This window comes from Flavobacterium hibernum (assembly GCF_000832125.1).
Taxonomy (GTDB): domain Bacteria; phylum Bacteroidota; class Bacteroidia; order Flavobacteriales; family Flavobacteriaceae; genus Flavobacterium; species Flavobacterium hibernum.
Map to the genome: position 1 here is coordinate 126,245 of NZ_JPRK01000012.1, position 21,761 is coordinate 148,005.

Annotated in this window: 22 protein-coding genes; 12 read left to right on the forward strand and 10 right to left on the reverse strand. The window is 33.3% G+C overall.

Features of this window, described 5'->3' with window-relative positions; translation table 11 throughout:
- Positions 1-70: 70 nt before the first annotated feature.
- From tyrS to IW18_RS15385, 3 genes are all read right to left on the reverse strand, one after another.
- Positions 71-1,273, reverse strand: a complete 1,203-nt coding sequence (gene tyrS, locus IW18_RS15375) for a tyrosine--tRNA ligase (RefSeq protein ID WP_041518775.1) — start codon at positions 1,271-1,273, stop codon at positions 71-73.
- Positions 1,274-1,625: 352 nt separating this feature from the next.
- Positions 1,626-2,732 carry an NADH:flavin oxidoreductase gene (locus IW18_RS15380; RefSeq protein WP_041518776.1) on the reverse strand — a complete coding sequence of 369 codons (1,107 nt, stop codon included), beginning with the start codon at positions 2,730-2,732 and terminating at the stop codon, positions 1,626-1,628.
- A 6-nt stretch (positions 2,733-2,738) separates the two neighbouring features.
- Entirely contained in the window at positions 2,739-3,041 is a 303-nt protein-coding gene (locus tag IW18_RS15385) for an ArsR/SmtB family transcription factor (RefSeq protein WP_041518777.1), read from the reverse strand.
- A gap of 343 nt (positions 3,042-3,384) precedes the next feature.
- Here IW18_RS15385 and IW18_RS15390 point away from each other — a divergent pair, with 343 nt between their 5' ends.
- The 4 genes from IW18_RS15390 (at position 3,385) to IW18_RS15405 (ending at position 6,037) form a co-directional block, all read left to right on the forward strand.
- Positions 3,385-3,879, forward strand: a complete 495-nt coding sequence (locus IW18_RS15390; RefSeq protein ID WP_041518778.1) for a TlpA family protein disulfide reductase — start codon at positions 3,385-3,387, stop codon at positions 3,877-3,879.
- Between the two features lie 61 nt (positions 3,880-3,940).
- Positions 3,941-5,032, forward strand: coding sequence for a hypothetical protein (locus IW18_RS15395; protein WP_041518779.1), 1,092 nt, complete (start codon positions 3,941-3,943; stop codon positions 5,030-5,032).
- A gap of 74 nt (positions 5,033-5,106) precedes the next feature.
- On the forward strand, positions 5,107-5,508 hold the full coding sequence (locus IW18_RS15400) for a lysozyme inhibitor LprI family protein (protein ID WP_041518780.1): 402 nt from the start codon (positions 5,107-5,109) through the stop codon (positions 5,506-5,508).
- A 58-nt stretch (positions 5,509-5,566) separates the two neighbouring features.
- Positions 5,567-6,037 carry a hypothetical protein gene (locus IW18_RS15405; RefSeq protein ID WP_041518781.1) on the forward strand — a complete coding sequence of 157 codons (471 nt, stop codon included), beginning with the start codon at positions 5,567-5,569 and terminating at the stop codon, positions 6,035-6,037.
- 18 nt (positions 6,038-6,055) lie between these two features.
- Here the strand turns inward: IW18_RS15405 and IW18_RS15410 are convergent, their stop codons facing one another.
- The 3 genes from IW18_RS15410 to IW18_RS15420 all read right to left on the reverse strand — a co-directional run bounded on the left by IW18_RS15410 (position 6,056) and on the right by IW18_RS15420 (position 7,947).
- Positions 6,056-6,556: a hypothetical protein gene (locus IW18_RS15410; protein WP_041518782.1), complete on the reverse strand. Its 501-nt coding sequence runs from the start codon at positions 6,554-6,556 to the stop codon at positions 6,056-6,058.
- A 58-nt stretch (positions 6,557-6,614) separates the two neighbouring features.
- Entirely contained in the window at positions 6,615-7,481 is an 867-nt protein-coding gene (locus tag IW18_RS15415) for a chromate resistance protein ChrB domain-containing protein (protein WP_041518783.1), read from the reverse strand.
- Positions 7,482-7,563: 82 nt separating this feature from the next.
- Entirely contained in the window at positions 7,564-7,947 is a 384-nt protein-coding gene (locus IW18_RS15420; RefSeq protein WP_041518784.1) for a hypothetical protein, read from the reverse strand.
- A gap of 312 nt (positions 7,948-8,259) precedes the next feature.
- Between IW18_RS15420 and galA the strand changes: the two genes are divergently transcribed.
- Positions 8,260-11,091: a beta-galactosidase GalA gene (galA, locus tag IW18_RS15425; RefSeq protein WP_041518785.1), complete on the forward strand. Its 2,832-nt coding sequence runs from the start codon at positions 8,260-8,262 to the stop codon at positions 11,089-11,091.
- A gap of 17 nt (positions 11,092-11,108) precedes the next feature.
- Here galA and IW18_RS15430 read toward each other — a convergent pair whose 3' ends face one another.
- From IW18_RS15430 to IW18_RS15440, 3 genes are all read right to left on the reverse strand, one after another.
- Positions 11,109-12,659 carry a DHA2 family efflux MFS transporter permease subunit gene (locus IW18_RS15430; RefSeq protein ID WP_041518786.1) on the reverse strand — a complete coding sequence of 517 codons (1,551 nt, stop codon included), beginning with the start codon at positions 12,657-12,659 and terminating at the stop codon, positions 11,109-11,111.
- Between the two features lie 206 nt (positions 12,660-12,865).
- The gene (locus IW18_RS15435; RefSeq protein WP_041518787.1) at positions 12,866-13,315 is read right to left on the reverse strand and encodes a PaaI family thioesterase; all 450 of its coding nucleotides are present in this window, start codon (positions 13,313-13,315) and stop codon (positions 12,866-12,868) included.
- Between the two features lie 67 nt (positions 13,316-13,382).
- On the reverse strand, positions 13,383-13,973 hold the full coding sequence (locus IW18_RS15440) for a TetR/AcrR family transcriptional regulator (protein WP_041518788.1): 591 nt from the start codon (positions 13,971-13,973) through the stop codon (positions 13,383-13,385).
- Between the two features lie 338 nt (positions 13,974-14,311).
- On the opposite strand from IW18_RS15440, the gene IW18_RS15445 reads away from it, so the two are divergent.
- The 6 genes from IW18_RS15445 (at position 14,312) to IW18_RS15470 (ending at position 20,043) form a co-directional block, all read left to right on the forward strand.
- The gene (locus IW18_RS15445; RefSeq protein WP_041518789.1) at positions 14,312-15,184 is read left to right on the forward strand and encodes a helix-turn-helix domain-containing protein; all 873 of its coding nucleotides are present in this window, start codon (positions 14,312-14,314) and stop codon (positions 15,182-15,184) included.
- Between the two features lie 189 nt (positions 15,185-15,373).
- Positions 15,374-15,790, forward strand: a complete 417-nt coding sequence (locus tag IW18_RS15450) for a (R)-mandelonitrile lyase (protein ID WP_041518790.1) — start codon at positions 15,374-15,376, stop codon at positions 15,788-15,790.
- 81 nt (positions 15,791-15,871) lie between these two features.
- On the forward strand, positions 15,872-16,276 hold the full coding sequence (locus tag IW18_RS15455) for a cupin domain-containing protein (RefSeq protein WP_041518791.1): 405 nt from the start codon (positions 15,872-15,874) through the stop codon (positions 16,274-16,276).
- Between the two features lie 178 nt (positions 16,277-16,454).
- Positions 16,455-17,507: an NAD(P)-dependent alcohol dehydrogenase gene (locus IW18_RS15460; RefSeq protein ID WP_041518803.1), complete on the forward strand. Its 1,053-nt coding sequence runs from the start codon at positions 16,455-16,457 to the stop codon at positions 17,505-17,507.
- A 185-nt stretch (positions 17,508-17,692) separates the two neighbouring features.
- Positions 17,693-18,565 (forward strand): helix-turn-helix domain-containing protein, encoded by an 873-nt coding sequence (locus IW18_RS15465; protein ID WP_240475568.1) that lies wholly within the window; start codon positions 17,693-17,695, stop codon positions 18,563-18,565.
- A 116-nt stretch (positions 18,566-18,681) separates the two neighbouring features.
- Positions 18,682-20,043, forward strand: coding sequence for an amidohydrolase (locus tag IW18_RS15470; RefSeq protein ID WP_041518793.1), 1,362 nt, complete (start codon positions 18,682-18,684; stop codon positions 20,041-20,043).
- A gap of 201 nt (positions 20,044-20,244) precedes the next feature.
- Here the strand turns inward: IW18_RS15470 and IW18_RS15475 are convergent, their stop codons facing one another.
- Entirely contained in the window at positions 20,245-20,835 is a 591-nt protein-coding gene (locus tag IW18_RS15475) for a DUF4142 domain-containing protein (RefSeq protein ID WP_041518794.1), read from the reverse strand.
- Positions 20,836-21,105: 270 nt separating this feature from the next.
- Here IW18_RS15475 and IW18_RS15480 point away from each other — a divergent pair.
- The coding region (locus tag IW18_RS15480) for a contractile injection system protein, VgrG/Pvc8 family (RefSeq protein ID WP_041518795.1) at positions 21,106-21,761 on the forward strand (656 nt) is incomplete at its 3' end.

Here is a 21,761-nt window from a genome sequence, read left to right on the forward strand (position 1 = left end):
TTTCTAAATTTTGTTAGTTGTAGATATTCAAAAAAGGGATGAAATTTCATGTTTTCATCCCTTTTGTATTTTACAGTAATTCATAGAAATTTCTCTTTCCAATTTTAATTTTTGTTTCTTTTTCTAATGGAATTATTTCGAACGGATTTAGAATTTTTTCATTATTAATCTGAACTGCGCCACTTTCAATCAATCTTCTGTTTGCCGACTTCGTAATGTCATTTTTAATTAAAGAGCAAAGATCAATTAAGGTTATTTCGTTCTTTTCATTTTTTAAAGAAGATATCATAACCGTGACAAATGATTTTGACTCCAAATTTTTATTTTGAAATTGATTAATGAAGAATTCCTCAGCTTGTTCGGCACTGTTTTTATTATGGTACTGAGTGATAATATTTTTCGCAATCAACTTTTTAATATTCATTGGATTATCATTTTCTAATCTTTTTTTGATTTCTTGTTTTTCTTCTAATGAAAAATCGGTTGTTAATTCTAGGAACTCTAAAATAAGAGCATCAGGAATCGACATCGTTTTTCCAAACATTTCGTTTGGTTCGTCTATTAATCCAATTGTATTGTGCAATGATTTACTCATCTTTTCTTTTCCATCAAGACCTTTTAGCAATGGCATGCACATTACAATTTGTCCTGGCATGTTAAAATTTTCCTGTAATTGTCTTCCCATTGTACAATTAAATAACTGATCTGTACCGCCCATTTCGATATCGGCATTGATTTTTACAGAATCAAACCCTTGTAAAATGGGGTAAACCAATTCATGCATTGCAATTGGTGTATTCTCTGTAAATCTCTTGCTAAAATCATTTCGGTGCATCAGTTGAGCAACTGTAACATTTGACATAATCTGAATTATTTCAGAAAAAGATAGTTTATCCAGCCACTCTGAATTAAAAACGATTTTTGCTTTCTCAACATCAATAATTTTCGATAATTGCGAAATGTAAGTTTCGGCATTGTGTTTTACTTCTTCAGTACTTAATGGTTTTCGGCTTTTGTTTTTTCCAGTAGGATCACCAATTCTGGCGGTAAAGCTTCCTACTACAATTACAATTTGATGTCCTAAATCCTGAAATTGTTTTAGTTTTTTCAAAACAACAGCATGTCCCAAATGTAAATCGGGAGCGGTTGGATCAAAACCAAGTTTGATAATTAATTTTCTGTTTTCTGTTTCAGCCAGATTTATTTTTTCTTTCAAGCCATTTTCAGGAAGAAAGATTGCTGCATTTTCTTTAAGTTTTTGAATTGTTTCCATTTTTTGAAAATAAAAAAGCCCGGACAAAAATGCCCGGGCTTAAAGGTTGATATATAATTTATTCTTTTAATTTACAATCGTGAATACGTTGAATTATATGCATAGCCTTTCCGAGCAAGTATTATTGCATAATAATAAGTGCTGAAAAAAGGAAGGCGTAATATGCTGTTCAAGAATTTCATGACTGCAAAGATAAATTTTTTAATTATGCTATTCAAAAAAACTTAGTACCTCAGAATCTTAGGGTCTTAGTACCTTTTAAAAAATACTTATTCTAAAACCACTTCTCCAAAAGTTCAAAAGACCTCTGTTCCTCTGAACCTTTGCCTCCTTGAACCTTTTAAAAAAAAACTTATTCTAAAATCAATTGACCTAAAGCTTCTTTACTGAAACCTTTTAGTTCACTAGTTTTTCCTTCTTTAATTTTAGCAACCCAATTAGGATCAGATAAAAGAGGTCTTCCAACTGCCACTAAATCAAAATCACCTCTGTCGAAACGTCTGTTTAATTCTTCAAGCGAAGTTGGTTGAGAACTTTCTCCAGCAAACGCTCCAAAGAAATCACTAGAAAGACCAACAGAACCTACTGTAATAGTTGGTGCTCCGGTAACTTTTTTAGCCCAACCTGCAAAATTCAAGTCAGAATCTTCAAATTCAGGTTCCCAGAATCTTCTTTGAGAACAGTGTAGAATATCAACTCCGGCATCAACAATCGGCGAAAGCCAAGCCTCAAGTTCCTGCGGATTTTTAGCCAGTTTATAATTATAATCAGAAGGTTTAAATTGAGAAAAACGCATGATAACAGCAAAATCGTTACCTACTTGTTTTCTAATTTCTTTTACAACTTCAATTGCAAAACGATTACGTTCCGGTAGTGTTTTTCCACCATAAATATCAGTACGTAAATTAGTTTCGGCTCTAAAAAACTGATCAATTAAATAACCATGCGCACCGTGAATTTCAATAGTATCAAAACCCAAACGTTTTGCATCGGCAGCAGCTTTTCCAAAAGCAATAATAGTATCTTCAATATCTTTTTCAGACATTACGCTTCCGTTGCTAAAATCAGGTCGGTTTAAACCAGATGGTCCTTCAAAAGGAACTGGCGGAACCCATCCTGAATGATGATTGTCCATAATTCCCATATGCCAGATTTGTGGTCCCATTGAACCGCCGGCAGCATGAACTTCGTCAATCACTTTTTTCCATCCTTTAAGCGCTTCGTCTCCATAAAAATGAGGAACATTAGCATCATTAGATGATGAAGGTCTGTCGATAACAGTTCCTTCAGATAATATTAATCCAACTTCACCTTCGGCTCTTTTTTGGTAGTAAGAAGCCACTTCATCAGTTGGAACTCCGTTTGGAGAAAATGAGCGCGTCATAGGCGCCATTACGATTCTGTTTTTAAGATTTAACGTTTTTAAGTTAAATGGCGAAAATAGGTTGTTTGTACTCATAGTAATTTACAAATTAGATTGAATTAATTTACTGAGTGCTTCAAAGGCACCTTCGTTACGTTTATAATAAGTCCATTGTCCAACGCGTTTCGATTCGATAAATCCCGCACGTTGTAAAATAGACAGGTATTCAGAAACTGTCGATTGTGTTAGACCAGCCTTAGCTTGAATCTGACCAACACAAACTCCGTGTTCAAATCCAGCATGCTGAAGTTGATCCGGAAAATTTATTTCAGGCTCTTTTAACCACTCCAGCATTTGCAATCTGGATTTGTTGGAGAGCGCTTTAAAGATTTCTATATTTTCCATGGTGCAAATATATCGACTTTTCCCGATATGCCAATTTAAAGAAAAATATTTAGCATAATTTTAAGATCGAGGAGATGAAATGATGAGTAAAACGATAGAAGATTTAATAAAGAAATTTATATTTGCGAATGTATTAATCTCGCAAAGTCGCGAAGTATAGATAGACGCAAGCTTGTCATTTCGACGAAGGAGAAATCACACTAGTTAATCGACAAAGATTGACGATATTCTATAAGGAGTTTCTGTTGTGATTTCTCCTTCGTCGAAATGACAAAAACAAGAAAAAATTTGCGACTTTGCGAGAGATAAAAAACAGCCCCAAACAAAAAAACTTAATCAAACGATGAATAAAACACTACTTATTTTAGCATTCCTATGCTGCGTCATAACAAGTTCAAAAGCACAAGTTGTTGGAACTGAAGTTGGCGATATTGCTCCAGAAATTGATCTTCCGGATACCAAAGGAAATAATATTGCGCTTTCTTCTTTTAGAGGAGAATTAGTTTTAGTAGATTTTTGGGCTTCGTGGTGCGGACCTTGCACGAAAGAACACCCTCAATTATTAAAATTGTACAATACGTATCCTGATAAATTTACTATTTTCAGTATTTCAATGGACACTAAAAAGGCGCTTTGGTTTGCAGCAATTGCAAAACAAAAACTCCCATGGACGCAAGTAAGTGATTTAAAATATTGGCAATCACCGGCTGTTACTGATTATAGACTTCAATCTGTGCCATTGAATTTTTTAATAGACAAAAACGGAATTATTCTAGCTAAAAACATTCACGGAAAAGCACTTGAAGATAAGCTTAAGAGTTTGCTAACAGTACAATAAAAACATTATAATTTTTTAAACCTATATATTTATAAGCACATTTTTGCTTACCTAATAAAGCATGGAAGACAATTTAAAAATTTACGAAAAGACAATAAGTAAGAAACATAGTTTTGGTTCTCCAAAATACAAAGAAGAGTTTCATACCTCTTTAAGTAAAACTGTTTTTATTCCTATTGCCGAGAAAACGATTTTAAAACTTGGTTGGGATTTGGTTTATAAGGACGATCATTCAATTGAAGCAAAAAGGAAAGAGAAATCGCTAGGGTTTGAACAAGCAACAGAGGCAATAACGGTCACTTATAGTCATGGTAATGTAGTGGTTAAAAGTGAATCTTTGGGCAACGAAATATGGGATAACGGAAGAAATTCTAAAAGAGCAAAATTGTTTATTTATGCTTTTAAAGAAACCGAAAATGAATTTGATAAAGAGGCTTTAGCTGAACTTGAAATAGAAACAGAAAAGAAAAATAATTGGGACGATTATGTCATTCCCGAAAGCTTAACAGAACCAGAAGAACCAAGAGCTAAGAATTTTTCAATTTTAGTTGTTGGAGGTATCGTAATAGCTTTAATACTTGGTTTTGTCCTTGCCGAAATTTCGATACATGGAATATATGTTATTGGATTGTTTGAGGTATTAGTGGGATTAGCAATTGCTTTTTCATTAAAGTACTTAATTAAGTTCTCGAATTTTACCGACTTAACTAAAATTCAATATCTATTGTGCGGAATGATTTTTCTAATCTATTTTTTAAATCAATACTTTCAATACGAAATTATTTTAGCAGAAAATAATTTTGGCAGAATTGGTTTTTTTGAGTTTTTAAAAATTAGATTTTCAGAAGGATTGACCATTAAAGATTTGAATACCGGTTGGATAGGATTGGTAATAAGCTGGGGTTTACAGTTAGTATTAACCTACTTTGTTGCATTAGTAAGACTTACGTCGATAGTAATTGCTTATAAAATTGAAAAAATTCCTGCCGATGTTTTAGATTTTGCCTACTACCATTTATTAAAAGGAAAATCTGAAGATGATGTAAGAAATGAATTGTCGAAAAAAGGATGGAGAGAAACTGAAAATCAAGACGAAGTTTTTGAAGCTATTGGCTCAATTTATGGTTCAATGGAATTAAATCGAGTGAAATAGCAAAAATAAATTAGTATATTTCTGAACAGAATTTATAGACATAACAAACAGATGAATTTTTTAAAATTATTAAAATGAAAAAATCGTTATTAGTATTCTTTATGCTGTTTGCATTCCATTGTAATTCGCAAACTTTGGAAACCGTTAGCAAATTAAAAACTTCCTATCAACATTGTTTAGATACTGGAGTGGGTATGAGAAATTGTTCTGTAGAATACTACAATCAATCTGATAGTTTGTTGAATGTTACGTATAAAAATTTAAAGCTAAAATTGAGTTCGAAAGAACAGTCTAAATTGAAAAAAGAGCAACTGGATTGGATTAAGAAACGTGATTTATATTTTGAAAAAGTATATTCTGACACCAAAAAAGAAGGCAATTTTAGCGAAGGAAGCCTTGATTTTGATATGGTTGTTTATGATGAAAAAGCAAATTATGTTTTTGGAAGAGTAAAAGAACTGATAAGAAGAATTTAAATCGGTTCTTGTAAAACAAAAATAAAAGTTTGTAAACCAGACTTTAAATTATTCATGAATGGAATCAAAACTCAGTTTAGCTGAATTCAGAACAAGATTAATAAACAATACAGAAGTTGGTTCCCTAAAAGTAAATTTAAGTACGTTTAGATTATTTCCAATATTTGGAGAAACAAAACCCTTTTATGGCCTTTTTGATGATAAGAGTTTTAGTTTAACGCTAAACTCAGCAACGTCACCAACAATTTTTATTGTAAAAGGAAAATACAAAAACGTTAATAACGTAGTAAAAGTCGATTACGTTGTAGAGCCCAACAGCAAACTTCAGTTAATCTGGGCCGAATATGCTCCAGTTATTGGTATAATAGTAATTAATCTATTTTTTCTTTTTTTTGCAAAAGGACTAAGGAGAGGAACTACAATTATAAATTTGTTTTTGCTTGTAATGGCTTTTTATTCAAGATGGAAAACAGAGCGAAGACGAAAAAAACTAGAGCAAAAGTTTATCAGGTTTTTTGAAATTAAGTAAATACTGAAACCTCTTTTTTTAAAAAGCAATTCCAAATTGAAAGCCAACAGTAAAAGTCGCTGGATGATCATTTCCAAATCTTACAGGAAGAGGAACAGCAACAAAATAACTACAATTATCGCTTTTTATAACCGTTTTATTAATTACAGGCGTAAAACCATATCTGCCGCTGCTTTCAAAAGCAGCCCTTCCGGCAAAAGTATACCCTTTTCCTAACGCAATTAAAACGCCGGGATGAAATAGTAAATTTGTTACTTTATCACTATCGCCTTGTACTTTTATATTTGGAACAACCTCAAAAGAGAAACCAATTTTTGACGATTTCCAAATGTTAATTCCCGTTGGAAATCCCACTGCATAATAATCTCTAAAATTTACATTAGTTGCTTGATCGCTAAAAGTTACAAGAGGATGCATTACACCAAAGTAACCCGTGATTTTTGGGTATGTTGTTTGAGAAAATGCAGGGAAATTAAGTGCAAAGAAAATAATTACAAAAAGGTGTTTTATCGAAGTCATAATAGGTTTTGTTAATAAGAAACAAAACTATTGAGACCTTACAACTATAAATAGAATGTTATTTACCTTTTGTATCTGTGTTACTTTTTAGAGCACTTTTTTTGTACGAAGAAGGATTTTTGCCCGTGTGCAATTTAAATATTCGGGTAAAGTGGCTTTGGTCTGAAAAACCAGTCATATAAGCAATTTCCGTTAAGGTATATGTTGAGTTTTGAATCAGATTTATGGCTTTTTCGATGCGTAATTTTCGAACATAATCTCCAAAATTTAAATCTTCAAAATACTTAGAAAACTCTCGGGACAAGTAAGAAGGATTGAGTTCAAGATCGCTTGAAATTTTCTTTAAGTCAAACGTAAATTGTGCATCGATTTGATCCTGAATTATTTCTTTTAAATCCTTAACCCAAGCGGGTGTTTTTTTACTTGACTTTTTATCTTTTAAAAATTTGGTATAAACCTCATGAAGTAAGCTTTCAAAAGGGCTATTTTGTAAATGATTTTGTTTGTACAAATGAGTTGCCCAACTATACAACGCATCATAAAGCATCATGCCATTTTTTAGTAATTCGAAATCGTTAGTGATATTGTGCGCAAGTCCAGCCGATATTGCCCAAAGCCCAGCCGATTCTTTTGCTAAATCATGTCTGTCTGTGTCGGCGCCACGAACAATCTTAGACATAATAAGAACCGCAGGATCAGTAATTTGATATTTTTTAATAATGTAATCAAAAGTACATTCTTCGTTATAATGCGTAAATTCTACATCAGGAATATCAAACGGAATAGCGTTGAGTTCTTTTGCTTTATCGATAACTTCATTAAAAGGAACATAGAGAAACTCAGCGTCAACATCGACAAATTTTTTAATGAGCCACGGACATGCAATGCGATCAATTTTAGGTCTTTCTCTGGTAATCCACTTCATTTTGGTTAAATATTAGTTAGTTACAGTAATATTAAAACAAAACTAAGGTATTTAAGAAAGTAAATGCAAAAGTTAGAAAAACTTAATTTAATCTGTCAGAATGATTTCGAACACCGCCAAAACTTGTTTTTAGCATTTCTCTAACCTGAAATTGAGTTTTGTTTTGAGTGATTTTTTTCCATTCATTAAAATCAAAAATATGAATTTCTTGCGCATTTGGATTTGTAACAAACGAAAGTCTCGCAATCGAATATTTGTAATATTTTAATTCGTGCGATATGTGGCGGTCAGGAACTACAATAAGAATAGTCTCCCATTCCAGAAAATTTTTAGGAACATCTTCTCTTTCAGTTAAACCAAGAGCTTCAAAAAAGGCAATTATCTTTTGGTCATTAAGTTTATCGATTTTTTGATCGATACGCTTAATGGTGCTAATAAGTTTATTTTCATCTTTTATAACACTCATAAGAATTATTGATTTTTTGACTTTAAGTTAATTCGAATATAAAATTACATCAAAACAAAATAATTTAACAAAAGAGGGGCAATAGAATGATTCTAAATTTTATAAACAGAATTTATAAGCCTGTATTTTATATATTTAAAAGATTTTTTTTAAAGTGATTTTACCAGTCAAATAAGAAATTTTATGTGATAAAAGTAATTTAGTGTAAACACAATAATCGATTATGATTTGATAAAATACTATTGATTTTTATCCTTTAAAAAATATATTTTTATCACTACTCGCTAACCACTCTATATAACCACATTGTTTATGAAAACCATTTCTCTCCAAGAAATTCTTTTATCATTTATATTTTTAGTATCAATTGGCACATTTGCTCAAAGTAAATCAGATCGCGAGTTGATTTTAATCGATAAAGATTGGCGTTTTTCGTTAGGTCATTTGTATGATACACAAAAAGATTTTGGACATGCCGAGGGTTATTTTTCCTATTTGGCAAAAACCGGTTTTGGAGATGGACCGGCAGCAATAGGATTTGATGATCGTGCGTGGCGAAAAATAAATCTTCCGCATGATTGGGCTGTAGAACAACCTTTTAGCGAAAAAGCCAGTTATAGTCACGGTTTTAAAGCGGGAGGAAAAGGTTTTCCTGAAAAAAGTATTGGTTGGTACAGAAAGAAAATTAATATTCCGCAAAGTGATCAAGGAAAAATTATATCATTAAAGTTTGATGGCGTTTTTAGAAACTCCAAAGTGTTTTTTAACGGTTATTTCCTCGGAACAGAAGAAAGCGGTTATAATGGTTTTGAATATGATGTAACAGCTTATGTTAATTATGGTGGAGAAAATACAATTGTTGTTCGTGCAGATGCCTCAATGGAAGAAGGTTGGTTTTATGAAGGAGCAGGAATTTACAGACACGTTTATATTCAAAAAACAAATCCATTGCACTTAATTCAGAACGGAACATATGTAACATCTGAAATTCAAAATGATGATGCCGAAGTTACTGCTGAAACTACAATAGAAAACAAAGGAAATTATAAAGGTTCGATAGAAATTTTACAAACAATTTTGGATGCTTCAGGAAAAGAAATCGCTACGATCTCTGGTAATACTTTGGCTCCGGAATTTTATAAAACAATAAAATATATCTCAAAATTAAAGGTAAAAAATCCACTATTGTGGGATATTGATTCACCAAACTTGTACCGTTTGCTTACACAGATAAAACAAGAAGGAAAAAATGTAGATAGTTATGAAACTAATTTTGGCATAAGAACCATTTTTTTTGATCCCGAAAAAGGTTTTTTCCTTAACGGAAAATCGTTAAAACTAAAAGGAACAAATAATCATCAGGATCATGCAGGAATTGGCGCAGCGTTACCAGACGAATTGCAATATTACAGAATTAAAAAGCTGAAAGATATGGGCTCGAATGCTTATCGTTGCTCACATAATCCGCCAACGTCAGAATTGCTTGATGCTTGTGATAAGTTAGGAATGTTGGTAATCGACGAAACGCGTTTGATGGGAATTAACTATTATCATTTAAACGATTTGAAACGCATGATAGAGCGCGATCGAAATCATCCAAGTATTATTTGTTGGTCTGTTGGTAATGAAGAATGGAATATTGAAGGAAACGTAATTGGTGAACGTATTACTAATGTAATGCAGGGATTTAGCAAAAGTATAGATTCTACAAGACCTGTAACGGTTGGAATTAGTAGTGGTTTTAAAAGCGGAATATCATCTGTTGTTGAAATTATGGGGTACAATTATATGGGAAATGGCGATATTGATGCGCATAGAAATGAGTTTAAAAACCAACCCGGAATGGGAACGGAGGAAGGTTCAACGTTTACCACTCGAGGTATTTACTTTACAGATGATGCCAAGCATTATAAAAGTGCTTATGACGTAAAACCGCGCCCAACTTTTTATAGTATCGAAGAAGGTTGGAAATTTTATGCAACACGTCCGTATTTGGCAGGAATGTTTATTTGGACAGGTTTTGATTATCGAGGTGAACCAACACCTTATGGTTGGCCATCGGTAACATCGTATTTTGGAATGATGGATGTTTGCGGTTTTCCTAAAGACAATGTTTTTTACTTAAAATCATGGTGGGGAAATACGCCTGTTTTACACATTATGCCACATTGGAACTGGAGCGGAATGGAGGGCAAAGTGATCGATGTTTGGGTACATTCTAATTGCGATGAAGTAGAGCTTTTTCTCAATAAAAAGAGTTTAGGTAAAAAGAAAATGGATTTGTACGGACACTTAGAGTGGAAAGTAAAATATATTCCCGGAACTCTTGAAGCTATTGGATATAAAAACGGTAAAAAAGTCCTTGCTGAAACTCAAAAAACAACTGAAAAATCGGAGAGTATTAAACTTTCGATTGATAAAGAGAATGTTGCAAATGCCAATGTTTCGGTAATTACAGTCGAAGTTTTAGATAAAAATGGTTTGCACGTACCAACTGCAAATGACGAAATTACATTTTCTATTAAAAACGGAAAAATACTGGGCGTAGGAAATGGAGATCCAACTTCGTTAGAAAATGATCAATTTATAGATGAAATTACATTGGCTTCGATAACTAATTTGCAAGAACAAAAACTCTCTGCTACAGAATTACCTCAGGAATTACCAACCTATTTAGAGAAAGACTGGAATACGGCTTTTAAAGACAGAGATTACAAAAATCAGGCAAAATCGTATGTTTATCGAGGGGAGTTCGATTTGAAAGAAAATTCAAAAAACAATATCGTGAATTTCTTTTACAAGAAAATAGGAGTAGAGACATTGGTTTTTATCAATGGAAATAGAGTAAATTCAAGTATTGAAGATGTTCAAAAATACATTTTAAGTTCAGCTATATTAAAAGAAGGAAAAAACACAATTTATATCATAACAAAACCATTGCAAAAAATAAAAGATTGGGACGTGATGAATACAGATCTCGGAATTATTCAAATTGTAAAACCATCTGAACCTTGGAAACGAAAATTGTTTAACGGATATGCCCAAATCATCATTCAGAAAGAAGAAAAAGGAAAAGATGTTATTTTGTCGGTTTCAGCCAAAGGACTTAAAGCAGGTGTTTTGAATCTTTCAAATAAGCAATAGTTTTTATGAAGTTAATTTTAATGATCAGAAATAATGAAATCTGATTTTCTTTTTTTTGATTTATTTATAACAAACAAAAGTAAAGGAAGAGTGACCACAAAGAACAATCCAACAAGAAAAAATGCATCTCTGTAACTCAATAACGACGATTGTCTTAATACAATATTTTCCATAAGTTTCAGCGCTTTAAATTTGGCTTCATTATAAGCAAAACCTTTACTTTGAAAATATTTGATGTAGGCATTTATTCGATCCATTGCCAGAATATTATCTGGAGTTACACTAGAAATTAGTTCGTTTCTGTGCGCCGCAAAACGATGTGCGACATAGGTATTAATGATCGACACACCAAACGAACCGCCCAATTGACGCATCATATTATTGAGTGCAGCACCTTGACCAACATCTTTATCGTCTAAAGATGAAACGGCCAACATTGTAAGCGGAACGGTTAGTAAAGCCATGCCTAATGCACGAAAAATAAGTGAAGAGGCTACCTCGGCAGCACTTGTATTTAAAGTCATCTCAGACATTCGCCAATTAAAATAAATAAACAAAAGAAATCCGGCTGCAATAATTATAACAGGCGAAACACCTTTTTGCAATAACGTTCCGCATGTTTTTAAAGCAAGCAAAGCAAACAAAGCTCCCGGAAGCAATAATAAACCGGTTTGATAGGGAGAAAAACTCAAAAGACGTTGCGCTACGACAGGTGTAATATAGATCGAAATAAACATTCCAAATCCCGTAACAAAGGTTAAAACTGCCGCAATACTCAACGATTTACTTTTGAGAACCCTCAGGTTTACCACAGGATTTTTTATTGATAATTCCCAATAAATAAACGCCAGCAAAGTTGATGTGGCAATAACGGTTAGTATAACAATATAACGGGTTTCAAACCAATCTTCGACTTCCCCTCTTTCTAAAACCGTTTGCAATGCACCAACTCCTATGGCCAATAAAGAAATTCCTATCCAGTCTACTTTTGAAATTTCGGGTTTAACCAGAGGTTCGCGCAATAAGAAATAACATGAAATCATAACTAGAATACCAATTGGCACATTGATTAAAAATATCCAAGGCCAATCATAATTTTCGGTGATATATCCGCCAAGTGTAGGTCCAATAGTGGGGCCAATAAAAATTCCTGCACCAAATAAAGCTCCCGCCGTAGATTGTTTTTCTTTTGGAAAAAGTTCAAAAACCACAACCTGCGAGATCGATAATAAAGCGCCACCGCCAATTCCTTGAAAAAATCTAAAGAAAACTAACATCCAAATATTAGAAGAATGCCCACACATAAACGAACAGAATGTAAATAAAATGACTGAACCAATATAGTAATTACGTCGCCCAAGATTTGCACTCAGAAAGCTTGTAATAGGAATAATAATCACATTTGCAATTGCATATGCAGTAATTACCCACGAAGTATCTTCGAGCGTTGCGCCCAGATTTCCACTCATATGAGATAGCGCAACATTTACAATCGATATATCAATCAATTCCATAATTGCAGCCAGAATAACGGTAAAAATTAGCAGTTTTCGGTTTAATGGTGTCATAATAATATTTTATACCGATTGGTATATTTTTGATTAAAAAAAAGCTCTTTTTTGTGAAATGCAAAATGCGAGCAGTACATAGATTAAATAGTTTTTTTAAGTGGAAAATAAAAGAACTCGATTCTTACTCATTTCGATCTTATTTAAAACAAACTGAAATGCCTTTAAAGTTTAAAAAACGATGTTTCTATATCTAAAAAAAAGAGTTATAATTCTTTCTTCACGATATTGGTTTTAAGAAGATTAGAAGTTGCTCTGGCAATTAACCTCGTTTGGTTGCTGTTCCAGATTTCGCATTGTGCATTTACGATTTGTTTTCCTTTTCTAATGATGGCTGTTTTTGCAATAATAGTATCGCCAACAAAAGCAGGAGCAAAGTAATCGACAACAAGATTTATGGTAGTATAAAAAGTTTCTTCGTTAAGAGAAAACATTGTTGCTCCAATACAATCGTCGGCAATTGCAGCCGTAACACCTCCGTGTAAACTCTTAACAGGATTTGACATTTCTTCTCGAATAAAATATTTAAAAGTAACCGTACCTTCTTCGGCGGCAACAACTACAGGTTTCATCCAAAGCATAAAAGGCGATGGCGAGGCAATAAACTCTCTGTTAATATGATCTTGCAATACTTGTAATCTTGTTTTAGTTTCCATTAATTTGGGCGGTTTTTAATTATACCAATTGGTATGTTTTTATTGAGAAAAAATAGTAAAAATGCTTTTATTCTAAATCATCTATTATTTTATTCAGCGAAAGCATAATATCAGATAAGTTAGAGAGATTTCCCGTTATTTTAGTAATCATAATTGCACCTTCGATAATAGCGATAATTGTTAGCGCCGTTTTTTCGGGATTGATGTTTTTGGCTTTAAATTCGCCAGCCAGAATTCCTTGTTCAATAAAGTATACCAGTTTATTTTTCCAGGCAAGAATCGTATTTTCGACTTTTTTTCTAAGAATAGGGTGAGTATCATCGGCTTCTGTTGCGGTATTAATTATAGGACATCCGCCTTTGGTTACCTTTAAATCATAATAAGAAGAGTAAAGGCGGGGATACACTAATAATTTACCTTTAAAAGTAGTTTGCTTTTCAATTTCGCTGGCAAAAGTATCCTGAAGTTTTTTAATGTTAAACTTGAAAGCAGCAATTGCAACTTCGTCTTTATTCTCAAAATTACCATAAATACTTCCTTTCGTCAATCCCGTTGCCTCTGTAATATCACTCATAGAAGTTCCGCTGTAACCTTTCATATTAAAAATAGGTGCAGTTTTTTCTATAATAAATTGCTTAGTTCTTTCGGCTTTGCTCATGATAATTAATAATAAGAATACAAATATATACCGATTGGTATAATTAAGCAATTTTTTCTTGATTTATTTTAGTTAAGGTTGAAAACCGGAAGAAATTTAACCGCAAAGTACGCAAAGTTATTTTTTGAGCAATATTTTCTAAAAACGCAAAGTCCGCATAGCTTTGCGAACTTTGTGTTTGTGAACACAACGAATCTCCAAAAACCTTTGCGAACTTTGCGGTAAAAATCTATACAAAGCTTAATCTCATTTCAACTTGAAACCTGAAACTTGAAACTTCAAACCTGAAACAAAATAAATTTTTCATTTTTTTTATTTGATTTTCATAACTTTGCAAAATGAAAGAACAATTAGAATCTCAGGCTTCAGAACTTGGTATAAACGATTTAAAACTAAAAGGTTTTAAAGTTTACGAAGTAAATGGTGATGTAAGTAAAATTCCAACATACAACCGTAGGGATTTTTACAAGATTTGTATCAACACGAGTGAGAGTCTGATACATTACGCAGATCGAGGTATCGAAACTGACGGAACTATACTGTTTTTTGGAAATCCGCATATTCCATATTCATGGGAAATTCTTTCGCCTTCTTACCATGGTTATGCTTGTGTTTTTACAGAGGAATTTTTAAAGGTAAACGATCGTTCTGAAAGTTTGCATGAATCGCCTTTGTTTAAAATTGGAGGAACACCAATTTTTACCTTATCTGCTGAACAAAAAGTGTTTATAGATTCATTGTTCTTAAAAATGATCGAAGAACAAGATACAGACTATGTTTTTAAAGATGATTTAATTCGTAATTATATCAACTTGATTTTGCACGAATCGATGAAGATGCAGCCAACAGAAAATTTCTTCAAACATAAAAATGCATCTTCACGAATAACTTCTTTATTTTTGGAACTTCTGGAAAGACAATTTCCTATTGAAACAAAAGATCAACCGCTTGCCTTAAAAACACCGCAAGATTATGCGCAAAGCCTTGCTGTACATGTAAATCACCTGAATCGTTCTGTAAAAGAAATTACAGGAAAACCTACCACAGCTCATATTACCGAAAGGATTATTGGCGAAGCAAAAGCATTATTGCATCATACAGATTGGAGTATTTCGGACATTGGATATTCTCTTGGATTCGAATATCCAAGTTATTTTAATAACTACTTTAAAAGACTTACCGGTACAATTCCGAAATCGCTGAGAATATAAATTGTTTCATATTCTTAATTTTTTGTTTGAATACTGTTATTTCTAAAAAGCATCTTTGTTCTAATTTTGCATTGAAAATATAGTATTAACCATTTATCAGTTTTGCAACAGACTAAATAATACTTCACAAAGCGCATTCTAGCTTTCCTGATTTAGTTTTCTGTTTCTGATAATTAAAACAAGAAAATTATGAAAGAAACAGATAATCAAATTAAAGAGACCATTTTTCCAAAAGGAGATTTAGCATCATCAGATTACTTTACAGGAAAAGCGTGGGTAAAAATGCTGGTTGCAAATGATCCAATTTTAAACACAGCCGTTGGAAATGTAGTTTTTGAAGCTGGCGCGAGAAACAATTGGCACACACATCCGGGAGGACAAATCCTGATTGTTACACAAGGAACAGGATTTTATCAGGAAGTTGGAAAAACAATTCAATTGTTAAAAGAAGGCGATGTAGTAAACATTCAGCCCGAAGTTAAACATTGGCATGGAGCATCACCAGACAGCGAATTTACACACATTGCTATTAGCACCAATACAGAAAAAGGTATCGTAGACTGGTTAGAACCAGTAACAGACGAGCAATACAATAGCTATAAATAATTAAGTAAAAGTGTTGTTCTTATCTAGCGCTCTAGCTGCTAGATTATTTTAATAAAAAAATCAATCTCAAAATCAATTATTATGTCAACACTTTATACTTCAGTTGTTGAAGAAGGGAAAATTCCAAATACTTATATGACTGGCGATGTTTCTTATAAAAAACAAACCAGTAATATTCATCCAGAGAATACAGTTATAAAAGAAGTTTCTTTTGAGCCGGGTTCGCGATGTAATTGGCACATTAATCCTACTTTGCAGTTGTTTATTGCAACAGACGGAATAGGTTATTTTCAGGAAAAAGGAAATGCAATTCGATTACTTCATAAAGACGAAGTTGTAACTATTTTGCCAGGTGTAGAACATTGGTATGGCGCAACACCTTTTAGCCGATTTTCGCATATCTCTATTATTACAGAAATTGATAAAGGAACTGGAGTTTGGTTACAAAGCGTAACCGATGATGAATATTATAGTTTCGGAAGATAGTTTGATTTTTCAATAAGATAATAAGATAATTTGCCAATTAGATAATTTCAAAACTTTGCGTCTTAGCAACTTTTCGAGAAAAATAAATCGATTTAAATCTGCTTAAATCAGTAAAATCTGCGTGAAATCTTTTAAAAACAATATACTTCAAACAAAAAACAAAAAAACAAACCAAAAAATGGAAACAAAAAACATAAAAGCCTTTGGTACAGAAGCTGCGGAAGCACCTTTGCAAACATTAGACATAAAACGTAGAGCGGTACAGGCGCACGACGTTGAGATTGAAATTTTGTATTGCGGAATTTGTCACTCCGATTTGCATTCTGCCAGAAACGAATGGCACGGAACAATTTACCCAATCGTTCCTGGACATGAGATTGTGGGAAGAGTTGTAAAAGTAGGCGATCACGTTAAAAACTTTAAAGTTGGTCAATTGGCAGGAGTGGGCTGTATGGTCGATTCTTGTAGAGAATGTGAGCATTGCAAAAATGATTTAGAGCAGTTTTGTGACGAAGGAAGTATTTTAACTTTTAACTCTCCTGATAAACATTTAGGTGGACAAACTTTTGGAGGATATTCTCAAAGTATTGTGGTTGATGAAAATTATGTATTGCATATTTCAGACAAACTAGATCTTGCTGGAGTTGCACCTTTACTTTGTGCAGGAATTACAACATATTCGCCATTAAAACACTGGAAAGTTGGTCCTGGTCAAAAGGTTGGAATCGTTGGTATTGGCGGTTTAGGACATATGGGAATCAAATTGGCAAAAGCAATGGGTGCTCATGTTGTAGTTTTTACAACATCGTTATCAAAAACCGAAGACGCAAAACGTTTAGGTGCAGATGAGGTTGTATTGTCTACAGATCCGGAACAAATGGCACAACATGCCAAAACGCTGAACTTTATTCTGGACTGCGTATCTGCAGAACATAATATAGATGCTTATTTGAATTTACTTAAAGTAGATGGAACGCTAACTTTGGTTGGTGCTCCAATGGAACCACTTCCGGTAACCTCTTTTAGCCTTATTTTAGGAAGAAGAAGTTTTGCAGGTTCTGCTATTGGTGGAATTGCTGAAACTCAGGAAATGCTGGACTTTTGTGCAGAACATAATATTACGGCCGATATCGAACTAATTGGTGTTGACGAGGTAAACAATGCTTACGAAAGACTATTAAAAGGAGATATTAAATATCGTTTTGTTATTGATATGGCTTCGTTGAAGTAACAAAGGTACAAAGGTACAAAGGTTCAGAGGTTTTAAAATTAGAACTTTGTCTTGCAAACACTAAAATTTTATATAAATACTTAAAAGGTCTGACTATCCCAAAGTCAGACCTTTTTTTATTCTTTAAAAGAATTTAGCATTTAATTCTATATTTTTGAAAAAGCTTAATTAACAAATTTGTCCTTTTGAATAAATACTCGATTCCTACCTTAACTGTTGGTAATATACTTGGAGAAGAAACTTTGGGTATTACCTTATTTCGCCACAGTGTAAGGGGACGAAACGAATTTGAACAACCTCATAAACACGATTTTTACCTTGTTTTTTTTGTAGAGAAAGGTTCTGGAGTTCATAATGTCGATTTTACGCAATATATAGTAAACGATTACCAAGTTTATTTTATCAGACCGGGACAAGTGCACAATTGGTCGTTAAATGTTGATACAACTGGATTTCAGCTCATGCTTTCGTCAGAAATAGTAAATATTTTTTCGAATCTGGGAAAATTTCCTTTTTTTGAGCAAAGTGTTCCGTCCTGTCTTTCGTTAACGAAAGATGAGTTTGAAGCGTTCAAAAAACAGCTTGAGGAAATAGAAACCATATTACCTCAAAATGATTTACTTACCAAAGAAATTGTTTTGCTTCGTTTGCATGTATTGCTAAAACTGTTGCAAAAGGAATTTGTAAATCAGTTTCAGGAACATGATTCTTCGACCAAGCCCGAAAAAGTAATCAAAAGTTTTTCGGTATTAATTGATGAGCATTTTAAAGAAGAATCCTCGGTAAATTTCTATGCCGATAAATTAAATATTACGCCCAATTATCTCAATATTCTTTCGCAAAAATATTTAAAAATGTCTGCGGGCGATTTTATAAAAGAAAGAACAATACTCGAAGCCAAACGTTTGCTTACCAGTACCCATTTATCTATAAAAGAAATTGGTTATCAATTAGGGTTTAATGATAATGCTTACTTCAGTAAAGTATTTAAAAAGTATGCCGGAAAAACACCAGGCGAATTTAAAGAAAGTTATAATTTTTACCATCCTTATCCGTAATATTACCGTAATTGGTTATGGTTTCTCACGATTTTTGCAAAGCAATATCTTCTGTTTATTATAAGAATGTTATTGTAAAATCCTATAACAAAACCAATAATGATAAAATATAATTTATGGAAGATCATAAAATAAGCAGAAAAAAATTCTTAGGATTGGGCGCTGCCGCAACCGGAGCAGCTTTGTTTTCGGGAATTGGAGGAAATGCCGTAGCACAAGTTTTACCAGAGGATAATAAAGGAAATTCATTAAAAGAATACATCTTAAGTAATGTACGATTGGAAGATGGTTTTGAATACAACGAAAAAAATGAAGTTGTTGCCACAAAAACAGCTTTATACAATTTGCACATAGCCAATGGTAAAATAAAAAGTATAACCACAGGAAAATCTACTTTAAAACTAAAAACAGTTGACGCCAAAGGACTTTTGATGCTTCCTGGACTTCGCGATATGCACATTCATATTGATAAAACGTATTATGGCGGAACTTGGAATGCTGCACCAAGAAAAGGATATACGGTAAAAGACATGATTACGCTCGAGCAAAAAATAATTCCGCAATTATTAACGGATTCTCAGCACAAGGCCGAAGAAGCCATTAAATTAATGCAAAGTCAAGGAAGTTATTTTGCACGTTGTCAATGTAATATCGATCCAGTTAGCGGACTAAAAAGTTTAGAGCATCTGCAGGCAGCATTAGAGAAGAATAAAGATAGTTTTGGTTGGGAAATTGTTGCTTTTCCGCAACACGGAATCTTGTATTCGAAATCAGAACCTTTATTGAGAGAAGCGGCTAGTATGGGAATCGATTTTATTGGCGGACTTGACCCAACAAGTGTTGACGGAAATATGGAGAAATCGCTAGATACTATGATTCAAATTGCATTAGATACCAATAAAGGAATCGATATACATTTGCATGAAGGCGTGCCATCTGGTAAAGATGCGATTGAGTATATTATTAAGAAAACCGAAGAGAATAAACAATTACAAGGAAAGACCTATATAAGTCATGGTTTTGCACTTGCCAGAATGGATCCTAAAGATCTTGAGGGAATAGCCGAGAAAATGGGGAATTTAGGAATAGGAGTAGTGTCGACAATTCCGATTGGGAGAACGATAATGCCAATTCCAACTTTGAAAAAATATGGTGTAAAGCTAATGACCGGAACAGATAGTATTGTAGATCACTGGCAACCTTTTGGAACTTGCGATATGCTCGAAAAAGCAAAATTATGCGCCCAACTTTATGGTTGGACAGATGAATATAGCTTGAGTCGTGCTTTGCATATTGCAACAAAAGATGAGATATTACCGCTTAACGATTCCGGAACTCGTGTTTGGCCAGCAGTCGATAGCGAAGCCAATTTTATCTTAGTAAAAGCAACTTGCTCTGCCGAAGCCGTAGCACGTTTACCAAAAAGAGAAGGAGTTTTTTATAAAGGAAAAGTTATCGCTGGTGAAATAGGTTTATAGGTTCAAAGGGACAAAGGGACAAAGTGGCAAAGGTTCAAAGGTTTAGAGATGCAAAGGTATTATGGTCAAATATTATATAGGCATCTCTACAAACAAACCTTTGTCCCTTTGCATCTCTGAACCTTTATGCCTAAAAAAGTAAAACCCCCCAAGCAATTCAACTCTTGAGGGGTTTTTAAAATAAATAATAACCAGTTAAATTTATTTCTTTTTATCTAATTCTTGTTTTAGCAATTTCGCATGCTCTAAATGAGCTGTAAGCGGAGCTATATTGTTTGATGCCCAAAGTTTAATGTCTTGATCTTTTGCATCTTTAGTTGCTTTTTGCAATTCTTCAATTGCTTTTTCGTGACCGTCGATCATCATATCGGCGAATTTTTTGTCAAAATCCAGACCAGATTTTTCGTTTAGTTTTTTATATTCTTCCTGTCCATCTTCGGTTAAGGAAGTTGGTAAAGTAAAGTTTTTACTTGTTGCCAAAGCGCTAACTTCTCCTGCCGATTTTGTATGTTCATCAACCAGCATTTTTCCAAATTTCTTTACCTCAGGATTGGTGCTTTTTTGTTGTGCTAGTTTTCCAATTTCGATTTCGGCCAAATTTACTTCGGCAATGTCAACTAAATACTCAGAGTCGTCTTTTTTATCTGCAATAGAGTCAAATTTTGCTTCGTTTGTGTCTTCGGCAACTTCTTTTGGATCCTCTTGTTTTGTTTCGTTTTTACAAGAGTTCAAGAATATAACAAGAAGTCCTGCTCCTAAAATTGCTTTTCCGGCTAATAGTATCTTTTTCATGATTTTATAGTTTAAATGTTTATAATGTAAAGTTATTGAGATCTATAAAGCTTCTCTTACAGTATTTTAGAATAATGTTATAGGATTTGGATATTTTAAAAATTTATGTTTTCATAAAAGTTAAACCTCTTCATTAATACCCTATTCTGTTATTACTATACCTTTTGCTGGTAGATTTTGTAAATATTGTCTGATATTTTTACTAGATGGCTTTCGTACTTGTTAGCCTATTATACACAAACTTAACTTCACTAAAACCAATACTTCACTATGGCACATTTCTCAGAGCAGGTACATATTACCATCAATAGTTTTACTCAAAACGTTATTTATTACGATTTAAAGCTGTCACAAAAAATGGCAGATCATCATCATTTTTCGTTTGTTTGGCAATATACCGGTAAAGCCGTTATAAAACCCGAAGATCAAGCCAAAGCAATGAGAAAATACATTGGCGATGAAGTAATTTTTACATTCAAAAGTTTAACCGGAATCAGGCTTATGAGTAAAGGACTCATAACCGAGATTTCTTCGATTGATGTACATGGTGGTGCCGCCGGTTTGCATATTGCAGGAATAAGCCATACTAAAGTAATTGATGGAATATCTAAATCCAGAACTTATCTAGAACGAGGAATGGACGACATTGTTCTGGATTTATTGGGTGAAGGTCCTACAGAGTTTTATCAAAGAGAAGCTATCAGATCGACCTATATGAAGGAATTCAACTATATGGCGCAGTACAATGAAACCAATTTCAATTTTCTTAAAAGACTGGCAACGCGTTATGGTCAATGGTTTTATTTTGATGGCATGCGTATGCAGTTTGGGCAACTAAAAAGTTCTAAAGTTAAACTCATCAACGGCGCGTCTATGCATAAATTTAAGATTCAGGCTAATATGACTTCGCACGCCATATCGCTTGG

Bases quoted from the DNA above. Each gene is read 5' to 3' on its own strand.
- IW18_RS15470 (WP_041518793.1), top strand. From the start codon at position 18,682: ATGGAAGATCATAAAATAAGCAGAAAAAAATTCTTAGGATTGGGCGCT.
- IW18_RS15380 (WP_041518776.1), bottom strand. From the start codon at position 2,732: ATGAGTACAAACAACCTATTTTCGCCATTTAACTTAAAAACGTTAAAT.
- IW18_RS15460 (WP_041518803.1), top strand. From the start codon at position 16,455: ATGGAAACAAAAAACATAAAAGCCTTTGGTACAGAAGCTGCGGAAGCA.
- IW18_RS15385 (WP_041518777.1), bottom strand. From the start codon at position 3,041: ATGGAAAATATAGAAATCTTTAAAGCGCTCTCCAACAAATCCAGATTG.
- IW18_RS15415 (WP_041518783.1), bottom strand. From the start codon at position 7,481: ATGAAGTGGATTACCAGAGAAAGACCTAAAATTGATCGCATTGCATGT.
- IW18_RS15430 (WP_041518786.1), bottom strand. From the start codon at position 12,659: ATGACACCATTAAACCGAAAACTGCTAATTTTTACCGTTATTCTGGCT.
- IW18_RS15420 (WP_041518784.1), bottom strand. From the start codon at position 7,947: ATGAGTGTTATAAAAGATGAAAATAAACTTATTAGCACCATTAAGCGT.
- IW18_RS15390 (WP_041518778.1), top strand. From the start codon at position 3,385: ATGAATAAAACACTACTTATTTTAGCATTCCTATGCTGCGTCATAACA.
- galA (WP_041518785.1), top strand. From the start codon at position 8,260: ATGAAAACCATTTCTCTCCAAGAAATTCTTTTATCATTTATATTTTTA.
- IW18_RS15455 (WP_041518791.1), top strand. From the start codon at position 15,872: ATGTCAACACTTTATACTTCAGTTGTTGAAGAAGGGAAAATTCCAAAT.
- IW18_RS15450 (WP_041518790.1), top strand. From the start codon at position 15,374: ATGAAAGAAACAGATAATCAAATTAAAGAGACCATTTTTCCAAAAGGA.
- IW18_RS15405 (WP_041518781.1), top strand. From the start codon at position 5,567: ATGGAATCAAAACTCAGTTTAGCTGAATTCAGAACAAGATTAATAAAC.
- tyrS (WP_041518775.1), bottom strand. From the start codon at position 1,273: ATGGAAACAATTCAAAAACTTAAAGAAAATGCAGCAATCTTTCTTCCT.
- IW18_RS15475 (WP_041518794.1), bottom strand. From the start codon at position 20,835: ATGAAAAAGATACTATTAGCCGGAAAAGCAATTTTAGGAGCAGGACTT.
- IW18_RS15445 (WP_041518789.1), top strand. From the start codon at position 14,312: ATGAAAGAACAATTAGAATCTCAGGCTTCAGAACTTGGTATAAACGAT.
- IW18_RS15400 (WP_041518780.1), top strand. From the start codon at position 5,107: ATGAAAAAATCGTTATTAGTATTCTTTATGCTGTTTGCATTCCATTGT.
- IW18_RS15395 (WP_041518779.1), top strand. From the start codon at position 3,941: ATGGAAGACAATTTAAAAATTTACGAAAAGACAATAAGTAAGAAACAT.
- IW18_RS15410 (WP_041518782.1), bottom strand. From the start codon at position 6,556: ATGACTTCGATAAAACACCTTTTTGTAATTATTTTCTTTGCACTTAAT.
- IW18_RS15440 (WP_041518788.1), bottom strand. From the start codon at position 13,973: ATGAGCAAAGCCGAAAGAACTAAGCAATTTATTATAGAAAAAACTGCA.
- IW18_RS15435 (WP_041518787.1), bottom strand. From the start codon at position 13,315: ATGGAAACTAAAACAAGATTACAAGTATTGCAAGATCATATTAACAGA.